The 13,917-nt window shown below is 65.0% G+C and carries 14 protein-coding genes; all 14 read right to left on the bottom strand.

Annotated features, from left to right (window positions below):
* Positions 1 to 95 precede the first annotated feature (95 nt).
* Positions 96 to 1,022: a hypothetical protein gene (locus tag RBB42_RS08760; RefSeq protein WP_306043666.1), complete on the bottom strand. Its 927-nt coding sequence runs from the start codon at positions 1,020 to 1,022 to the stop codon at positions 96 to 98.
* Positions 1,023 to 1,034: 12 nt separating this feature from the next.
* Positions 1,035 to 3,014 (bottom strand): SGNH/GDSL hydrolase family protein, encoded by a 1,980-nt coding sequence (locus tag RBB42_RS08755; protein WP_306043665.1) that lies wholly within the window; start codon positions 3,012 to 3,014, stop codon positions 1,035 to 1,037.
* A gap of 140 nt (positions 3,015 to 3,154) precedes the next feature.
* On the bottom strand, positions 3,155 to 6,859 hold the full coding sequence (gpJ, locus tag RBB42_RS08750; protein ID WP_306043664.1) for a TipJ family phage tail tip protein: 3,705 nt from the start codon (positions 6,857 to 6,859) through the stop codon (positions 3,155 to 3,157).
* Positions 6,856 to 7,377, bottom strand: coding sequence for a hypothetical protein (locus RBB42_RS08745; protein ID WP_306043663.1), 522 nt, complete (start codon positions 7,375 to 7,377; stop codon positions 6,856 to 6,858). The genes gpJ and RBB42_RS08745 overlap by 4 nt, the downstream gene beginning before the upstream one ends.
* Positions 7,374 to 7,799 carry a hypothetical protein gene (locus RBB42_RS08740; protein WP_306043662.1) on the bottom strand — a complete coding sequence of 142 codons (426 nt, stop codon included), beginning with the start codon at positions 7,797 to 7,799 and terminating at the stop codon, positions 7,374 to 7,376. The genes RBB42_RS08745 and RBB42_RS08740 overlap by 4 nt, the downstream gene beginning before the upstream one ends.
* Positions 7,796 to 9,913 (bottom strand): GumC domain-containing protein, encoded by a 2,118-nt coding sequence (locus RBB42_RS08735; protein WP_306043661.1) that lies wholly within the window; start codon positions 9,911 to 9,913, stop codon positions 7,796 to 7,798. The genes RBB42_RS08740 and RBB42_RS08735 overlap by 4 nt, the downstream gene beginning before the upstream one ends.
* Positions 9,914 to 9,926: 13 nt before the next feature.
* Positions 9,927 to 10,172 (bottom strand): DUF1799 domain-containing protein, encoded by a 246-nt coding sequence (locus RBB42_RS08730; RefSeq protein WP_305970450.1) that lies wholly within the window; start codon positions 10,170 to 10,172, stop codon positions 9,927 to 9,929.
* 104 nt (positions 10,173 to 10,276) lie between these two features.
* Positions 10,277 to 10,588: a hypothetical protein gene (locus tag RBB42_RS08725; protein ID WP_305970449.1), complete on the bottom strand. Its 312-nt coding sequence runs from the start codon at positions 10,586 to 10,588 to the stop codon at positions 10,277 to 10,279.
* A gap of 12 nt (positions 10,589 to 10,600) precedes the next feature.
* Positions 10,601 to 11,533, bottom strand: a complete 933-nt coding sequence (locus RBB42_RS08720; protein WP_305970448.1) for a phage tail tube protein — start codon at positions 11,531 to 11,533, stop codon at positions 10,601 to 10,603.
* A 3-nt stretch (positions 11,534 to 11,536) separates the two neighbouring features.
* Positions 11,537 to 11,671, bottom strand: a complete 135-nt coding sequence (locus RBB42_RS08715) for a hypothetical protein (RefSeq protein ID WP_305970447.1) — start codon at positions 11,669 to 11,671, stop codon at positions 11,537 to 11,539.
* A complete protein-coding gene (locus RBB42_RS08710; RefSeq protein WP_069208285.1) occupies positions 11,668 to 12,102 on the bottom strand; it encodes a phage tail terminator protein in 435 nt (144 codons plus the stop codon). The genes RBB42_RS08715 and RBB42_RS08710 overlap by 4 nt, the downstream gene beginning before the upstream one ends.
* A complete protein-coding gene (locus RBB42_RS08705) occupies positions 12,102 to 12,530 on the bottom strand; it encodes a gp436 family protein (protein ID WP_306043660.1) in 429 nt (142 codons plus the stop codon). Before RBB42_RS08705 ends, RBB42_RS08710 begins: the two co-directional genes overlap by 1 nt.
* Before the next feature lie 99 nt (positions 12,531 to 12,629).
* On the bottom strand, positions 12,630 to 13,013 hold the full coding sequence (locus RBB42_RS08700) for a hypothetical protein (protein WP_306043659.1): 384 nt from the start codon (positions 13,011 to 13,013) through the stop codon (positions 12,630 to 12,632).
* 10 nt (positions 13,014 to 13,023) lie between these two features.
* Positions 13,024 to 13,917, bottom strand: a complete 894-nt coding sequence (locus RBB42_RS08695; protein WP_306043658.1) for a Mu-like prophage major head subunit gpT family protein — start codon at positions 13,915 to 13,917, stop codon at positions 13,024 to 13,026.

Here is a 13,917-nt window from a genome sequence, read left to right as displayed (position 1 = left end):
CCCTCTTCATCCCCCCTTCAACACCCCCTTCAAACCCCGATGGAGATGCCCTGCACGCCGGCCGCGAAGGCGGCGAGATCGCGGGGTAAGTGGCGTCACACGAAGATCGTGCCGCCGCTAGCGGCGATGCGTGCCTGCACGCGGGTCCAGTCGGCGTCCAGCACGGTTTCAGGATCGCGCCCCGATGCGTTCAGGTCCTCCATGAACCCCCTGTAAAGGCGCACGTCAGTAGCCAAGGCATCCTCCGAGCTATACGCCCCATTAACAGCGGTGCGGGCGTCTCCCCAGACCGGCGCAAGGCCGGTGTAGTCCTCGACGTTTTCATCCCCGACCGGCATGGTGGTTGACACCGTGCCGTCCGCCGATTTCATCCGAAAACCCTGCCCGTCCGCATTGCGCCAGTACGAGAGCTGGCACAGCTTGTCATAGTGCGCGCTGGTCGGGGTCAAGCTCAGAGAGTCCCGCGCGGCGCCGACCGTGTTACGTTGACGGGTGGCCCGGATTTGCCCGTCTATCTGGGCAAAACTGAGCGGTTCCGGCTGGGTATAGTACCCGTTGGCAGTCTGGCTTGAAAACATGTGTACGAAGCCTCCGCTCGGCTTCCATTTCGCCTGCGTCGGCATCTTGAAGTAGGCGCACACCATGAAATAGGCATTGTCTGCTGCATGGATCGGGTTCCATGCATCGGCCGGCCCCCTGACGCCCCAGGGGTTCCTGATATCCGTGGCCCCGAAATCGAACCCTCCACCGGCATAGGCTGCCGTCGGGGCCTCGAAGTAATCCGCATTTGTGTATGCGCCGTCAGACCTTTCGCAAAGGTCATAGACAACCTGCTCCCGAACCGGATCGGTCTGCGCGGGCCGGGACGCCAGGGGACCGCCAGGGTAGCACCACGAAAAATCGAGATCGAACGCGAAACGCATGGCCCCGGCGTCCAGCCCCGACAAGAGAGGATCGCGAACCAGGGACGCGCTCCCGGTTCCACCGGGGACGGCCAGGGTGGATATACTGTAATCGGTCATTTCTCTTTCTCCTCAAATCGCCGGGGCGATCATCCTCAGAATGGCATCTGTCACCTGCATCCCCCCCTCCGGTCGGCTTGGGTGCCCGGCATTGCCGCCGCTCAAAGGCTCCAGGAATGGCGTGTTGGTGGTGTTCTCATAGATGTCGGTGCTGTCCCCAACTGCATATTGCAGGTCGAGATAAGCCCACCCCCCGGAGACCGAGGCGGTGCGGTGCGCGGCGGCATAGTCCGTCATCGGGTAGACAGAACCACCGCTGCGAATATTCTCGAACGGGCTGATCCACAGGAGGTCCATCGTCGGGGCCTCATCCCGCAACGCGGTCATGAGCGTTGTAACATTTACTGCAGACTCATCTGGCGTTGCAGTAGGAGAACCAGACTGGTCGTTGGTCCCGTGCAATCCGGCCGTGAAATCGGCCCCCAGCACCGCCACGCGGCCCGCCCACTCTGCCACATCGACAGACGCCCACTGGTTGCTGTTCGACCCGGACGCGCCCAGGGCATTTACACGCACGCCGTCCGCGCTGCTTTTCATATCGACACCGGCCAGCGAGACATTGCCGCTCACCCGCTCGATGCGCAGCGATCCACTGGCGGTGGCGGGGACATTGGAAAGCGCAACATGGGACACCCCCACCGTCGAGAGGCTGGTGTTGGCCTCCCAAGTCGCGCCGCCGTCCCAGCTATGACGGATCACCCCGGTGCCGTCCCCAAAATAATGCAGGTCCGCGGCGTCATGGGTCGCGCCGGTCCAGGAAAACCGGACATAGCCGGAACCACTGGTGCAAGTCACGCCGCCAATCGACGGGTTTGCAACGGCGCCCGTGCCGCCGTTGTTGTTTGACCATGTGCCATCAATCACCGGCGTCGTCACCAGGTCGTCACGCGCGTTGCCTTGCAGGGTGTTCGGTTGCGTGCCGCCGTCCGTGTATGCCGTGGAGGCCGTTGCGCTGAAATGCTGGAAGCCAACCCACCCGAGGCCCGCGATCCCATAGACATCATGCAGCGCCTTTGCGAGATACGGCATGATAAACGGCCCCTCGATCCAGCTATCGCCAAAGAAATTCAGGACCAGTTGCGTGCTGTATCCTTGCTGCAAGAGCCGCAACTTGTTGCGTGCGCTCCGCAGCTTCCACTCGCCCCAGATCGGCCCAAGTAGGTCACCGTAGTCCGTCAGGCCGCGATCCAGCCTCTCGGTGAGGCTCGCCGCATCACCCCGCGCCGCGTTGATTTCCGCTTGCGCAGTCGCCGCATCCGCCACGCCCGCCCCAACCTCGGAAAGGTCGGCAATGACGTTACCGCTTTCATCCACCAGGTAAGGGCCGCCCTCCGCCAGCGTCTCGAAGGTCGAGAACTCCAGGGCACCCGATGCGTCCAGCTCCTGCTGCACAAATTCGGTCGTCGCGACCTGGGTCGTGTCGGTGCCGGTCGTCGCCGTGGGCGCGGTGGGTGTCCCGGTGAGCGCCGGCGAGGCCAGCGGCGCCTTCAGGTCGATCTGGTCCTGAAGCCCGGTAAAATCGCCGCTGTCCACAAAGATAATGTCGTCGGTATCCAGCGTCGTGACCTCGGTGTAGGTCACGTAGACTCGCCCACCGTTCGCCATGCCACCGGATACGCGCACCGCGGTGCCTTGCACCTCGCCTGCCGCGTCCATGTCTGTCGCGCGCGACCAGGCGCCCGCCGCGGTGACGTAGATCCCGTTCTCGCTGGCGTCTGCCTGGTCCTTGACCAGGATTCGGTCGGTGGACGTCAGCACTCCGTCGATGGTCTGTTCGCCGCTCAGCGAGATGTTCGCCGTCGTAGCACAGGCGACCGGCCCGCCGGAGGTATATGCCGCGCCATCGACACCCGACGCTTCCAGCGCCTCAACCCGCGTATCCAAACCGTCCGTTACGGTCGTGTCAGCTTTGCCAGTTTCCAAGTCGTCAACCCGACCGGCCAAGGTGGAGACGTCAGATGCAGACGCCGTCAACGCCAGTGCATCCGCCACGGCGCCGGAGGCCACGAGTGCGGTCGCCAATGCGGTCGAAGACAGCGGTCCCGTTGATCCGTTGTGAAGGGCAAAGACATAGTCGAGCCCTGCCAGGGCGTCCTTGTCCGAGATGCGAATTCCTGTGCTCATGTGATGCCTCAGACGATTGTAACTTTGATTTCCGACGACACGGCCGAGCCGATGCCGTCGCTGTTCAGGGCCGCAAAGCGGTACTCGAAGTTGCCCTGCGGGGCGCAACCCGCGGTTTCCCGCAGCATCTGGACGGCCTCGATCGTGCCATCGAACCCGCCGTAACAGCTGATCCGCAGGTTGTTGTTGCCGCTCAGGGCCGTCAGCTTGATCAGCGTCACGCCATTCTCGGTGATGAGATCGCTGACCACCGCTGTACCGCCGGACAGACGCACGTCGAAGCTGCTGGCGGTCCGCCCGGAGACGGTGACCGCGATGCGGTAGGTCTCGCCCGCGACAAAGGCGAATGCCTGGTCCAGCGTGTCCGCCGTGCCCGGCGTGTGGGTGGAGGGTAGCGTTGCACTGTTCCAGCCTCCGCTTTGCGTCCAGGTCGCCCCGACCAGGTCCGTGCGGGTGGTGTCGCCATCGATGTAGGAGACGGGCTGACCGGAGGACACAGGCTGGCCGAGAAAGTCCACCTCCGTTTCCGTCTCTGGTGCACCGAGCGCATCCGCGACGGGATCGAAGGTCATACCTTCCTCGGTGCGGAAGATCTGCACACTGGCTGTGTTCCCATCCCCGACCACGACCGAGATATCGACAACACCGAGGCCAGCCGTCACCGTGACGCTCTCCAGGTCGATCGGGGCGGCCAGGGCCGCTGTATCGGACCCGACCGTGAAAGTTATTACCGATGTGTCGGCACCGATGTCCCCTTCGAAGTCGATAGCCCTCGCGCGCAGTTCGACCACATCGTCGTGATCGTAGCTGAGGCTCGCAAAGGTGAAGACATCGACCGTAGTCCAGGAACCGGCGCCCTGTAGCCGGTGGTCCAGTTCGTAATAGCCTACATAGGCGACTTCGTCGGCGGCCTGGGCCAATTTGACAAGGAGCGTCCGTGCCGAGCTTCCGTACTCGCCTGCAGCGGCCGTGGTCTGCACGCCTGCGAACACCGGCGCCAGCGGGTCGACGCCCGTGTCTACGATTTGCCCCACGATGGGAGACCAGGTCGTTGGCACATAGGCATCGGTCAGTTCATCGATTTCGGGGGCAGCATTGGTCAGGGTGACCGTCGCCCAGAAATCCTCACCCGGCTCGATGTCCAGAACCAGCGCTCGCTCGGACACGTCCGATGCAGGTCCAAAAAGGACGATCGCGCCGGCTTCCGGAACTTCGGCGCCAGTGACATGCAATGTCCGCGTCTCACCCGGCACGGTCTGCACCGCGCTCAGCACAGAGTGCCCGACCGGGTCCGACTCGTCGAAGTCCAGGAAGCGGATCGCGTAATTCCGCCCCTCCTCCATCGTCACCACCTCGTCGAGGATGATGAGCGTGTCCTGGACCGAAAGCACCCGGGCCGATGCCTGGGCGCTGTCCAGGACGGGATGGGTCAGCCAAACCCAGTCGCCGCGCGTTTCCACACGCACCGCACCGTCGCGTTCGACGGTCCAGCGGTCGCGCCGGTACTCGACCACCAGCATGTCGCGATAGATTTCGCGGGCAATTTCCGTGGCATTGGTCTTACCCGGTTTCGACCACTCCTCGACCAGGTCGAAAGGCGCGCTCTTGCCCGGCCAGGGCACCACGATCTCTCCGTCGAGATAGTCGTTCTCTTCGTCCTTGAAACGCACGCGGATGGCATCCGGCGTGCGCAGGAAAGAACGCTGACCCTGGAAGTTCCGGCTGTTGCGTGGCGCGATATGGGTCCTCTCGCGCGCAGGCTGGCGGTCCAAAATCACCGACCACTTGGCGCCATCGTGCCAAGGGCTGGCCCTTCCGGCGGCGGCGATGGCCGTCAGGCGGTCCAACAGGCTTTCCCAACGCCGTTGGTCGCGGTCGTAGTGCAGTTCCTTGGCAACGCAGAATTCATGCCATTCGGCCAGCGCGTCCCAGTCGATCTCCCCGTCCGGAACCGGCTCGGGGTTGTCCGGTCCCTGCAGCGCCATGAGGTAGGCCGAGGCGGGGTTACGGGTCAGCGCCTGGTTCCAAGTCTCGCCATCCCACTCCGGGGCGTACCGCGCTACCAGAGCGTTTACATTGTCCAGTGTTCCAGACAGTTGATGCGTAGCTCGGATCTTGAGCGAAATGAGCGCCAGCGGCTCATTCATCCGGTCCAGGTTGATCGGGTACTCCGGCCGGAAGGACTGCACGGCTGCGAGAAACACCGTGCGCGACCGCTTGGCGTCCGCGTCGCTGGCACTGAGCCGTGTGACCTCGATCTCCCAGGTGCCGCGCGACGGCAGCCCCCAGGAGTACTGCCGGAAAAACCCGCCACCCTTGGCTTCACGGTATTCGAGCGTGTCGACATCCAACCATGTGACGGTGCCCTTTTCGCGATGGCGAATGCGGATCGTGACGCTCTGCGCCTTGCGATCGCCATCGTCATTGACCCGGTAGAGACCGCCCGGGAAGTTGAAGATCACGCTGGCCCGGATCGCATTGCCGGCCGTGGTACGCACGACGGGTTGCTCCTGGCGGCTCCCGCTCTTGTCGTCATTGCCCTGCGCGTCTTTCGGCCAAGTGTAGACCAGTTCGACGCGCTCCGGTTCTTCGAGCACCTGGACGGGGGTGATCGAAACCGGATCGTCCGTCTCTACCCCTTCGCGCACTTGCCAGGTGACAGCGTCGAAGGCATCGATCGGCGTATCGCCGATGCGGAGATCCGAAATGTCCAGCCGCCCGTAACCAAACAGGAACAGCGCGCGGACGTATTGGTCGTCACCGACAATCTCCTGGTAGGGCTGCATGGCAAAGACCGGTGCGACGCGCACCCGGCCCATCGGCATCGGGACTGGCTCGCCGGGGATCGCCTGGTTGCGCCATCCCGAAATGGCATAGTCCGCTTCCGGGTTGCCTGGACCGTCTGGGATTTCCGGCAAAGGGATCAGCGAAGTCAGGGCAGCGGCACCAAGAGCAGTGACCGCCAGTGCGCCGCCGTAGGCCAGGACGTTGATAGCCAACGTCCCGAGCCCAGTGTTTGCAGACAGCCAGAGCGCCGCATTGATTGCGATGCCGAAAGGATCACCCGGCACCAGACGCAGGGCAACGTCAGTCCCCGCATGCGGCGTGACGCGGGACCACCAGGCCCGCGGCACGGGATGCCAATCGCACCCGCTCGCCATCGTCACGCGCACCCGGCTCAACACGCTTTCAGGAGCGCCGGGGAACACTTGGTCGACGATCTGTGCGATCGTCAGCGTCGGTGCCAGCTCGAAGCTCTGGCGCATCTGGTCGGGCAGCATCCCGCGTGCAGCGATCACCCGCACCGGCGCAGGCCCTGCGTAGCGGTAGGCTCCCACCAAGCGCTTGCGCCACATGGCTTCCCGGATCGGAACGATGCAGCTCTCACTGTGCCCGTGTATATGCAGCATATCCCGGTCATCGACGGCGACGGCCACATGGGTGGCATGCGGGCCGATGCGGAAGAGCAGCACATCGAAGGCGGCGATTTCGTCCACCTCGCGCCAGGGCCCCTTGTCCCGCTCACCGGTGATCAGCGCGCCAAGTTCGGCGCGCTCCGCGAGATCCGGACAGACCTCGGTATAGCTCGGAAGCTCGATCCCCAGTTCGCCGGCATAGACCAGGCGCACCAGCCCCCAACAATCGGCGCCATCGCGCGTGCGCCCATGATCCTGCTGAGGAATGCCAAGGTATTTGACCGCCCAGCAACTCACCGGAACAGCCCCGGAAAGCGATCCTTGGTCATCAGGTCGCGGGGCACGCCCCGCTCCTCGATGGCCCGGCGGGCGGAGGTGATTACGAGCTGCTCACCATAGGAAATGTCCGAAACTTCAAGACCCCGGTACTCGATCTCGACCGAATCCGGGGACGCGGCATAGACCACGGCCAGGTGCGCCGTCGCCGGGGTGATGGTCGAGCGCAACTTCTTGACCAGAGTATCATCGAAGAGGTCGAGAATGACGCGTGCCGCGGCCGGCGCATCCTCCTGGTCGCCGGGCATCTGGTAGCTGGCGAATGCGAACTCGTAAGGCTCGGTCTCAGGGTCGGCACCGTTCCAGGTCGACCGCGTGCCGTAGAGCAGCGGATCAACCGACAAACGGGTCGCGTCAGACGAGATCCGGATTGGCGCTTCCAGGTCCGCATGTTCGAACTGCATCAGCAGAACTTCGACCTGGTCGGAGTGGAGGGCCTCGTCGTGGCGGCGGGCTGTGATGGAAACAGAACGGCTCATGGCAGGTCGTAGACGGCAAAGGAATAGTCAACGGAGCTCCCGCGAACGGGGCCTTTAAGAGGGGGTTCATCACCCCAGAGGCAGAGCATCACGCGCTCGCCTAGGATCGGCGTGTCGTCCTCGAAGAGCAGCAGAGTGCCGTCTGTATCCAGCAACGGCAATCCGTCGCGACGCGGGTCCGGCATCCAGAATGGCAACGTCCCGGTGGCCAGGTCGGCCCGGTAGAACCGGTCGAGGATGCCCTGCTGTTCCGGATCGAGCACCAGGGTCAGCTGCACCAGAGCGGGCACCGCGGAATAGCGCGGGGCATAGCGTGGCACACCGTGTTCGGCAGCGCGGCGGCGGCGGTTGTCCTGCGGCGTCTCGGCGTAGGCACTGCGGAGCGGCCGGGGCAGTTCGGAGGGCCATGTCGGAACCGTCATGTGCGCACCATCGGATCGCGCAGCCCCTTGCGGCGCAGGCTGCGGCGGGCCTTGCCTCCGGGCAGGTTCATGGCCTCATCGACCATGTCGGAGGCGACGAAGGCGGGCTGACGTCCGTCACCACGCTCCTGGCGTACTATCTTCAAGCCCCGCTCCGTCTGGTCGATCAGCTCGAATTGCACCTCGACCGGTGCCGGGCTGTAGCTGCCACCACCATGCGCGCCGCCCTCCGCGAAACCCGGGATCGGCGCGCCGGCGTTGATTGCCTCCAGCAACGGTCGGTGCTTCTGCGTAGCCTTCGCGTTGACGGTGAACTCGCCGGCGGAGGTCAGGATCGGGATCCTGTCGGACTTCGGCCCGCCCAGCCCGTAGTGCATTCCAGCCGCTTCGTGGCTGCCGCCTTCGGCAAAGCCGAACAGCCCGCCGATCCATCCCAGCAGCCCACCGCCGCCGCCTCCCGAGATCCCGAAGAGCGTATTGACCAGCCCCATCAGCGGACCTTCACCCAGCAGTAGTGCCTGCCAGGCAGCGTCTTCCAGCGCCCTGCCGAACCGCTGCCAGGCCGAAGCCGCATCGTCACCGCCACGCACCAGGTCAGGGATCAAATCCGACATGCTGGTGCGGAAGAACTCTGAAGTTTCTGCAGCCTGGGCCTTGGCCAGTTCTTCCGCCTGGATCGTGGTGATCAGGCCAGCCACCGCCCGGATCTCACCCTCCGTCGCACCGGTCAGATCCTCGCGCAGCCGGATCATCTCCTGCTGGATCGGATCGCTCTCCCGCAGCAGGTCCAGTTCCTCTTGTTTAGCCGCGATCAGGTCGCGGACGGCGTCGCGTTCGGTTTTGGCGGAGCGCCCGCCCCCGCTGGATCGCCTTGGCTCCCGGGGCGGGCCGCCCGGTGGCGTCCAGTCGCCATACTCCAGGTCCAGCAAGGTGATCCCGGTGCCGGTCGTCATCCCCTTGGGGAGGTTCTCGTTGAAGCGTCGGGCTGCATCAGCAGCGGCGGCACCGGCCATGTTCCGGGCCATCGTGTCCGCAAGTGACGCGCGTGCCAGGTTGTCAGCCAGGCGAGCGGCCTCATCGGCAGCGGCTCCGACACCCGACGACAGGTCTAGAGAGGCAAAATCCAGACCCGATTTCACGACATCCAGCAGGTTCTGGTAGAGTGAGATCGTCTCCTTGTCGGCGCCCTTCAGACCATCCGTGGCATCGTAAAGATGCTGAGCGAGCTTCTGCGCGGCGGCGGCCTGTTCCTCGGGACCTTTTGCGGCATCGACCTCTGACAAGAGTTTGGCGAACTCAGTGGCCGCTTCAGCCGAGATGTTGAACTTTTCAGCGAGCTGGTCGATGGCCCGGCCAACATCGCGCAAGTCGCGGATCTCCTTGCGAAGCTCCTTTGTGCGCCGGATTGCGGCCACCATCTGCTTGTCGGAGAACTCGCCGACCCCCGCGTTCAACCTGTCCAGTTCGGCCTGCGCATCGCGCAAGGCCTTTGCCTGGTCAGCCACCTGCCGAGGGCTGAGACCGAGGGCGCTGCCCAGGCTGAAGGCATCAGCCAGCCCGCCCATCGCCGCGCCGAACGCTTGCTGCGCACTGATCCTGGCCAATTCGCGCTGGATCTCGAAGAAAGCCTGCGCCTCATCGGTCAGGGCACCGTATTCGTCGCGCAGATCGGTGAGACCAAGGGCGCCATCACGGGATGCGTTCTGGAACTTCTTGACCGCAGCCTCCAGCGCGTCTAGCTGGTCAGTGAGATCCTCTGCCTCTTCCCCCACATCGAACAGACCTTGCGACAGTCCGAAGAGGATCGGGACAAGTGCGCCAACAGCAATGCCAACGGTGCCGAAGCCAAGCGCAAGGTCAGGAGCCTGGACCGCGAGGGCTTGCAGGTAATTCCCCGTCACCGCGCCCTGCTGGGCGACCTGGCTGAACTGCATGGACATCTGGCGCAAACCACCGCCGGCAAAGGCCGAGGTCGCCTGGTTCGCGCGCGGGGCCTTGCGGCCGACGTCCTCGATCTCGTCGCCGAGATGGCTCGCCGCCTGCGCGGTTTTGCCGATTTCCGCCTGCGCCTGCTTGCCATCGGCCGTGAGGCGCGCATGCATGTTCAGCGTCATGTCACCCCCCCATTCAATCCCGGTTCAAGGCCTCTTTGGCGCCCTGCTCGATCTGCCGGATGTCCGCCCAGAGGTCGGGCGTCACATCGATCCCGGCCAGGCGTAGCCCGGCCTCCGCGGCGGTGTAGTCCAGACCCAGCCAGCGGGTCGCGGCACCGAAGCGCGGCTCGATCCGCCACTGGCTGCTGACCACGGCAAAGGCCTCCAGCGCGGCGACATGCTCGGGCCAGAGCGCCTCCTGTGCATCCTTTGTCCGCAAGAGTTCGGGCGGGATGCCCCAGAACGCCGCGTCCCGGTCGATCTGTCGGGCCGGGCCGGACTGGTCCGAGAAATGCCCCTCGATCAGCGCGCGCCCGGCCCATTTCAGTTTCCCCGGCGGGCCTCGATCCGACCTTCGTTGTAGGCACGCAGGAGCGCGATCCGCAGGTCGGCAAAGCCGATCACCCGCTCCAGCAGTTCGGGTGAATACAGGATCGGTTTCTTGTCCTCGCCCTCGATGTCATCGAGGCGCCGCACGATTTTGCGCATGACGGCCTTCTCGCCCTCGACGCCCTCCGCGCTGACCTCGCCCATCTCGTCGTCGGGCAGAATGACGAACTCGGCGCGAAAGTCCTGTCCATCGGCGGTCTGGACGGTGCGGGTGAACACACGCTCTTCAGCGATGCGAAATGCCATTGGGGGTCTCCGTCAGGTCAGGGTGAGGGTCCATTGGTCGTTGCCCAAACCGGGCAACGGGACCAGGTTGAGCGGCCATTCCATGATGCCCTGAGCCTCGGTCGGGTTGCCGGGGCGCTGCATCTGGCAGGTCGGCGCCGAGAGCGCCGCGATGCGGCCGGCGCCGGTGCCGTGGGTCAGGGCCACCGCGACGGAAGTCTGGTCGCGGGCCAGCGCCCAGGGATCGAGCGTCGCAACGGCCACCGCCTCGACCTGGCATTCGATCATGTCGGACCGGTCGACGATCACGATCTCCTCGGCGCCGACCAGGAACCGCCCCTCCACCTGGTTGCCCAGTCCCAACTTGAAGCTGCGCATCACCATGTCCTCGCTGTCGATGGTGAAGAGCGGCGTGGCGGTGTTCGACGCGACGCGGGGCTTCTGCCAGGCGCTGTAGTCGGGCGTGGGCAGCGTGCCGGCGGCGGGCTTGGTCCAGAGGCCGGTGAAGGTGAACTCCAGCACCGGGATGCCACTGGCGTTGATGGTGATATCGCAGTTTCCGCGCGCCCCGGTCAGGGTGAACAGATGCCCATCGATGTGCAGGTAGAATGTGGCACTCTCGAAACTGTCCGAGACGGGGTTGTAGACCACCGAGGTGCCGGGGGTCACCGTCTCGGCACAGCCGCAGGCGCGGATGAGCGGTCCCCAGGCGGGGACAGTCCCCGCGGTGCCCGAAGGCTCCAGTTCGACCTTGAAGCTCATAACGGCATGCAGATCATAGGGGATCGTGGCATTGGCGCCGAGGTAAGGCGTGTCATGGCCCCGGTCGGCATCGGCGCCCTGCATCGGCTGGATACTGATCTCGGAGGCGAGGATGGCATTGGCCGCGCCCGTGGGGGCCGCATCGGTGCCGTAGGTGGTCTCGATCTTGGCCAGAATGACCTTTTTGCGGAAGTACATCGGCATGGATCAGGCCTCCTTCTTTGCAGGCTCTGCCGGTTCGGGCTTGGGACGTGGCGCGGGTTTCGGAGGCTTGACGGTCTGCTTCAGCGCGCCCTTCTCGGTGCGGGTGAAGCTGCCTCCGGACTGCGGGAGCCTGGTCATGTGGTGATCCTCAGCTGGTCGTTGATGCGGAACTCGGTGACAAAGGCCATCAGTCCACGTTGCGAGGGTGCCGGGCGCTCGGCAGAGAGTTCGAAAACGCCGACCTCGCCCCCCGGCGCCCAGCCGCAGATTGCGCTCTGAATGTCGGCCAGGAAGTCATCGAGGCGGCCCAGGGCGCGCTGGCCGCGCGCGTCGGTCGACTGCACAAAGGTGGCGATGGAGACGCCGCGCCGCACCGGCTGGATGAAGAGACCGGCGCCCATCGTCTGGGCGGGCACGCCCGTGGTCGTGCCGGGCAGGACATAGGCGTTCACGCCGCCGCTCGGAACACGGCCGTCCTTCAGGATGGCGGTGAACTCGGCGGCGAGACCGACCCGGCCGTCCAGCTCTGGAACCTGCGCCTCAAGGCGTGCCTTGACCTCGGACAGCATCAGATGAAGCCCTTGAGGTTCTCGGCCGTGAACGGCCGCTCGCGATCGTTGACGCGCACGCCGCCTGCCCCGGTCTCCGAGGGGGTCACGCCGTCGGCGTCCAGGATCACGTTGCCCTTGGCGATCTCCTGCAGCGTCTTGATGGCCTGTTGATAGTCGCGGACGATCTTCTCGTTCGGCTCGTAGACATGCAGCGTGTAGATCGCGATCTCACGGCTGATCTTGGGGATCGGGTCGGGCGTCACGGCGAAGGGCAGCGTGTAGCGGCCCTTGACGTAGCCGTCGATCAGCGCGTCCGCCTCGGAGATCGCGCGGGTTACGGTGTCGGTGTCGATGGTTCCCGTGGCCAGCTCGCCCCGGTCGGTCAGGTCGATCAGCAGCTGGGTGCCGTAGCGCTCTTCGAGATCTGCCTGGGTGCAGTAGGGCATGTGAAGGACCGTTCAACAAGGGTGGAAAGCCCCGGCGGCGCGGGGGCGCAACCGCCGGGAAAGTGGCCCGCCGCGCCCCCTCCGGCACGGCGCGCGGTGTCAGTCTTGAGGCAGACCGGACAGGGTAAGTTTCGGATCATCGGCCAGCATGGCGATCTCGTCATCGCTCAGCTCGGCAAGGGGGATCTTCACCGGCTCGGGGGTAAAGTGTCGATTGATGCGCCTGCGGCCCTTCTTGGGGCCGACGACGGTCAGCACGCCTTCGGGCGGCTGCTTCGGGTCGGAGGATTTGATGGGGGCGGCGCCTTCGCCCGCCCCCTGCACCGGCCCAGAGCCGTCGAAGGCCCCTCCCGGCATGGTATCCTTCGCCTCCAGCGCGGCCTCTGCCTCGGCGATCTTCTCGGCCACCGTTTCGTCCTTCCAGCGCGAGTTGGTGTTGATCCCGAGTTCGTCGGCGCGCGCGTCAAGCTCCTCGCGGGTCATGCCTCACCCCTCACGCCAGCCAGGGCACGACGAGCAGTTCGGCGGTGCCTTTCCACTCGTTGGTCTCGCCACCCGAGGCGTACTCGGAGTTGAGAATCTTGCGGCCCGCGCTTTCCAGCTGGGGTGGCACCACCAGGAGGTTCGGCATCAGGCCCAGCGGGCGGCCGTAGTCGCCCTTCATGCCCGAGAGCGCGGCGCGCGCCGTTGCGTAATTGGCGGCATTCAGGGTCTGCTTGGACCCCCAGGCCATCTGCCAGAAGCCGAAACCCGCGTTCATGTAGCCGTCGGCGCCGTAGACGAACTCAGCGTTGTCGAAAACGTTGTCGTCCTGTTCGCGGTCCTTGGAAACGAACTTGAATTCCTTGCCGATCTGCAGGATCAGCGGCTTGAGCGCGCGCGAGGTATCCAGCAGGAACCAGGGCGTGCCGGAGCCGCCGTCGGTGTTGGCAACGGAGATATCGTCGCCATTCTCGTCCTTCACCGGGTGGTCGGTATCGAAGAAGTTCTGGCCATCGTAGCACTCTGTGGTGAACCCGGCCTTCAGCAGGGAATAGATCAGCTGGTCCTTCTTGGCCCCGGTGGCGCGCCCCATCTCGGTGAACATGGGCGCGTAGATCCCGAGGTTGTCGGTCTCGACATGGCGGCGCTTGACCCCGACCGTCAGCTCGAAGCCCTTCTCCTCGATGGAGTAATCGTGCTGTTCTAGGTTCTGGACGGCGCGCGGCCCGATCCACTCGCGGACGTTCGGCATCTGGCCCAGCCAGCCGTATTTCTGGCTGGTCTGCGAGGAACGAACCTCGGTCGCGACGCTGCTCCACTGGCTGGGCGCCATGCCCAGGCCGTTCTTGAAGGCCCCGGAGAACCCGACGCGAAGGCTGTTCAGGTTTGCGGCATTGATGAGCAT

This window comes from Mameliella sp. MMSF_3455 (genome assembly GCF_030733205.1).
GTDB lineage: Bacteria > Pseudomonadota > Alphaproteobacteria > Rhodobacterales > Rhodobacteraceae > Antarctobacter.
The sequence above is the reverse complement of the archived record's forward strand: the minus strand, read 5'-3'. Positions and strand labels throughout refer to the sequence as shown.

Excerpts from the sequence above, each read along its gene's own strand:
- RBB42_RS08760 (WP_306043666.1), bottom strand. The coding sequence starts at position 1,022 with ATGACCGATTACAGTATATCCACCCTGGCCGTCCCCGGTGGAACCGGG.
- RBB42_RS08745 (WP_306043663.1), bottom strand. The coding sequence starts at position 7,377 with ATGAGCCGTTCTGTTTCCATCACAGCCCGCCGCCACGACGAGGCCCTC.
- RBB42_RS08740 (WP_306043662.1), bottom strand. The coding sequence starts at position 7,799 with ATGACGGTTCCGACATGGCCCTCCGAACTGCCCCGGCCGCTCCGCAGT.
- RBB42_RS08735 (WP_306043661.1), bottom strand. The coding sequence starts at position 9,913 with ATGACGCTGAACATGCATGCGCGCCTCACGGCCGATGGCAAGCAGGCG.
- RBB42_RS08725 (WP_305970449.1), bottom strand. The coding sequence starts at position 10,588 with ATGGCATTTCGCATCGCTGAAGAGCGTGTGTTCACCCGCACCGTCCAG.
- RBB42_RS08720 (WP_305970448.1), bottom strand. The coding sequence starts at position 11,533 with ATGCCGATGTACTTCCGCAAAAAGGTCATTCTGGCCAAGATCGAGACC.
- RBB42_RS08715 (WP_305970447.1), bottom strand. The coding sequence starts at position 11,671 with ATGACCAGGCTCCCGCAGTCCGGAGGCAGCTTCACCCGCACCGAGAAG.
- RBB42_RS08710 (WP_069208285.1), bottom strand. The coding sequence starts at position 12,102 with ATGCTGTCCGAGGTCAAGGCACGCCTTGAGGCGCAGGTTCCAGAGCTG.
- RBB42_RS08705 (WP_306043660.1), bottom strand. The coding sequence starts at position 12,530 with ATGCCCTACTGCACCCAGGCAGATCTCGAAGAGCGCTACGGCACCCAG.
- RBB42_RS08700 (WP_306043659.1), bottom strand. The coding sequence starts at position 13,013 with ATGACCCGCGAGGAGCTTGACGCGCGCGCCGACGAACTCGGGATCAAC.
- RBB42_RS08695 (WP_306043658.1), bottom strand. The coding sequence starts at position 13,917 with ATGCTCATCAATGCCGCAAACCTGAACAGCCTTCGCGTCGGGTTCTCC.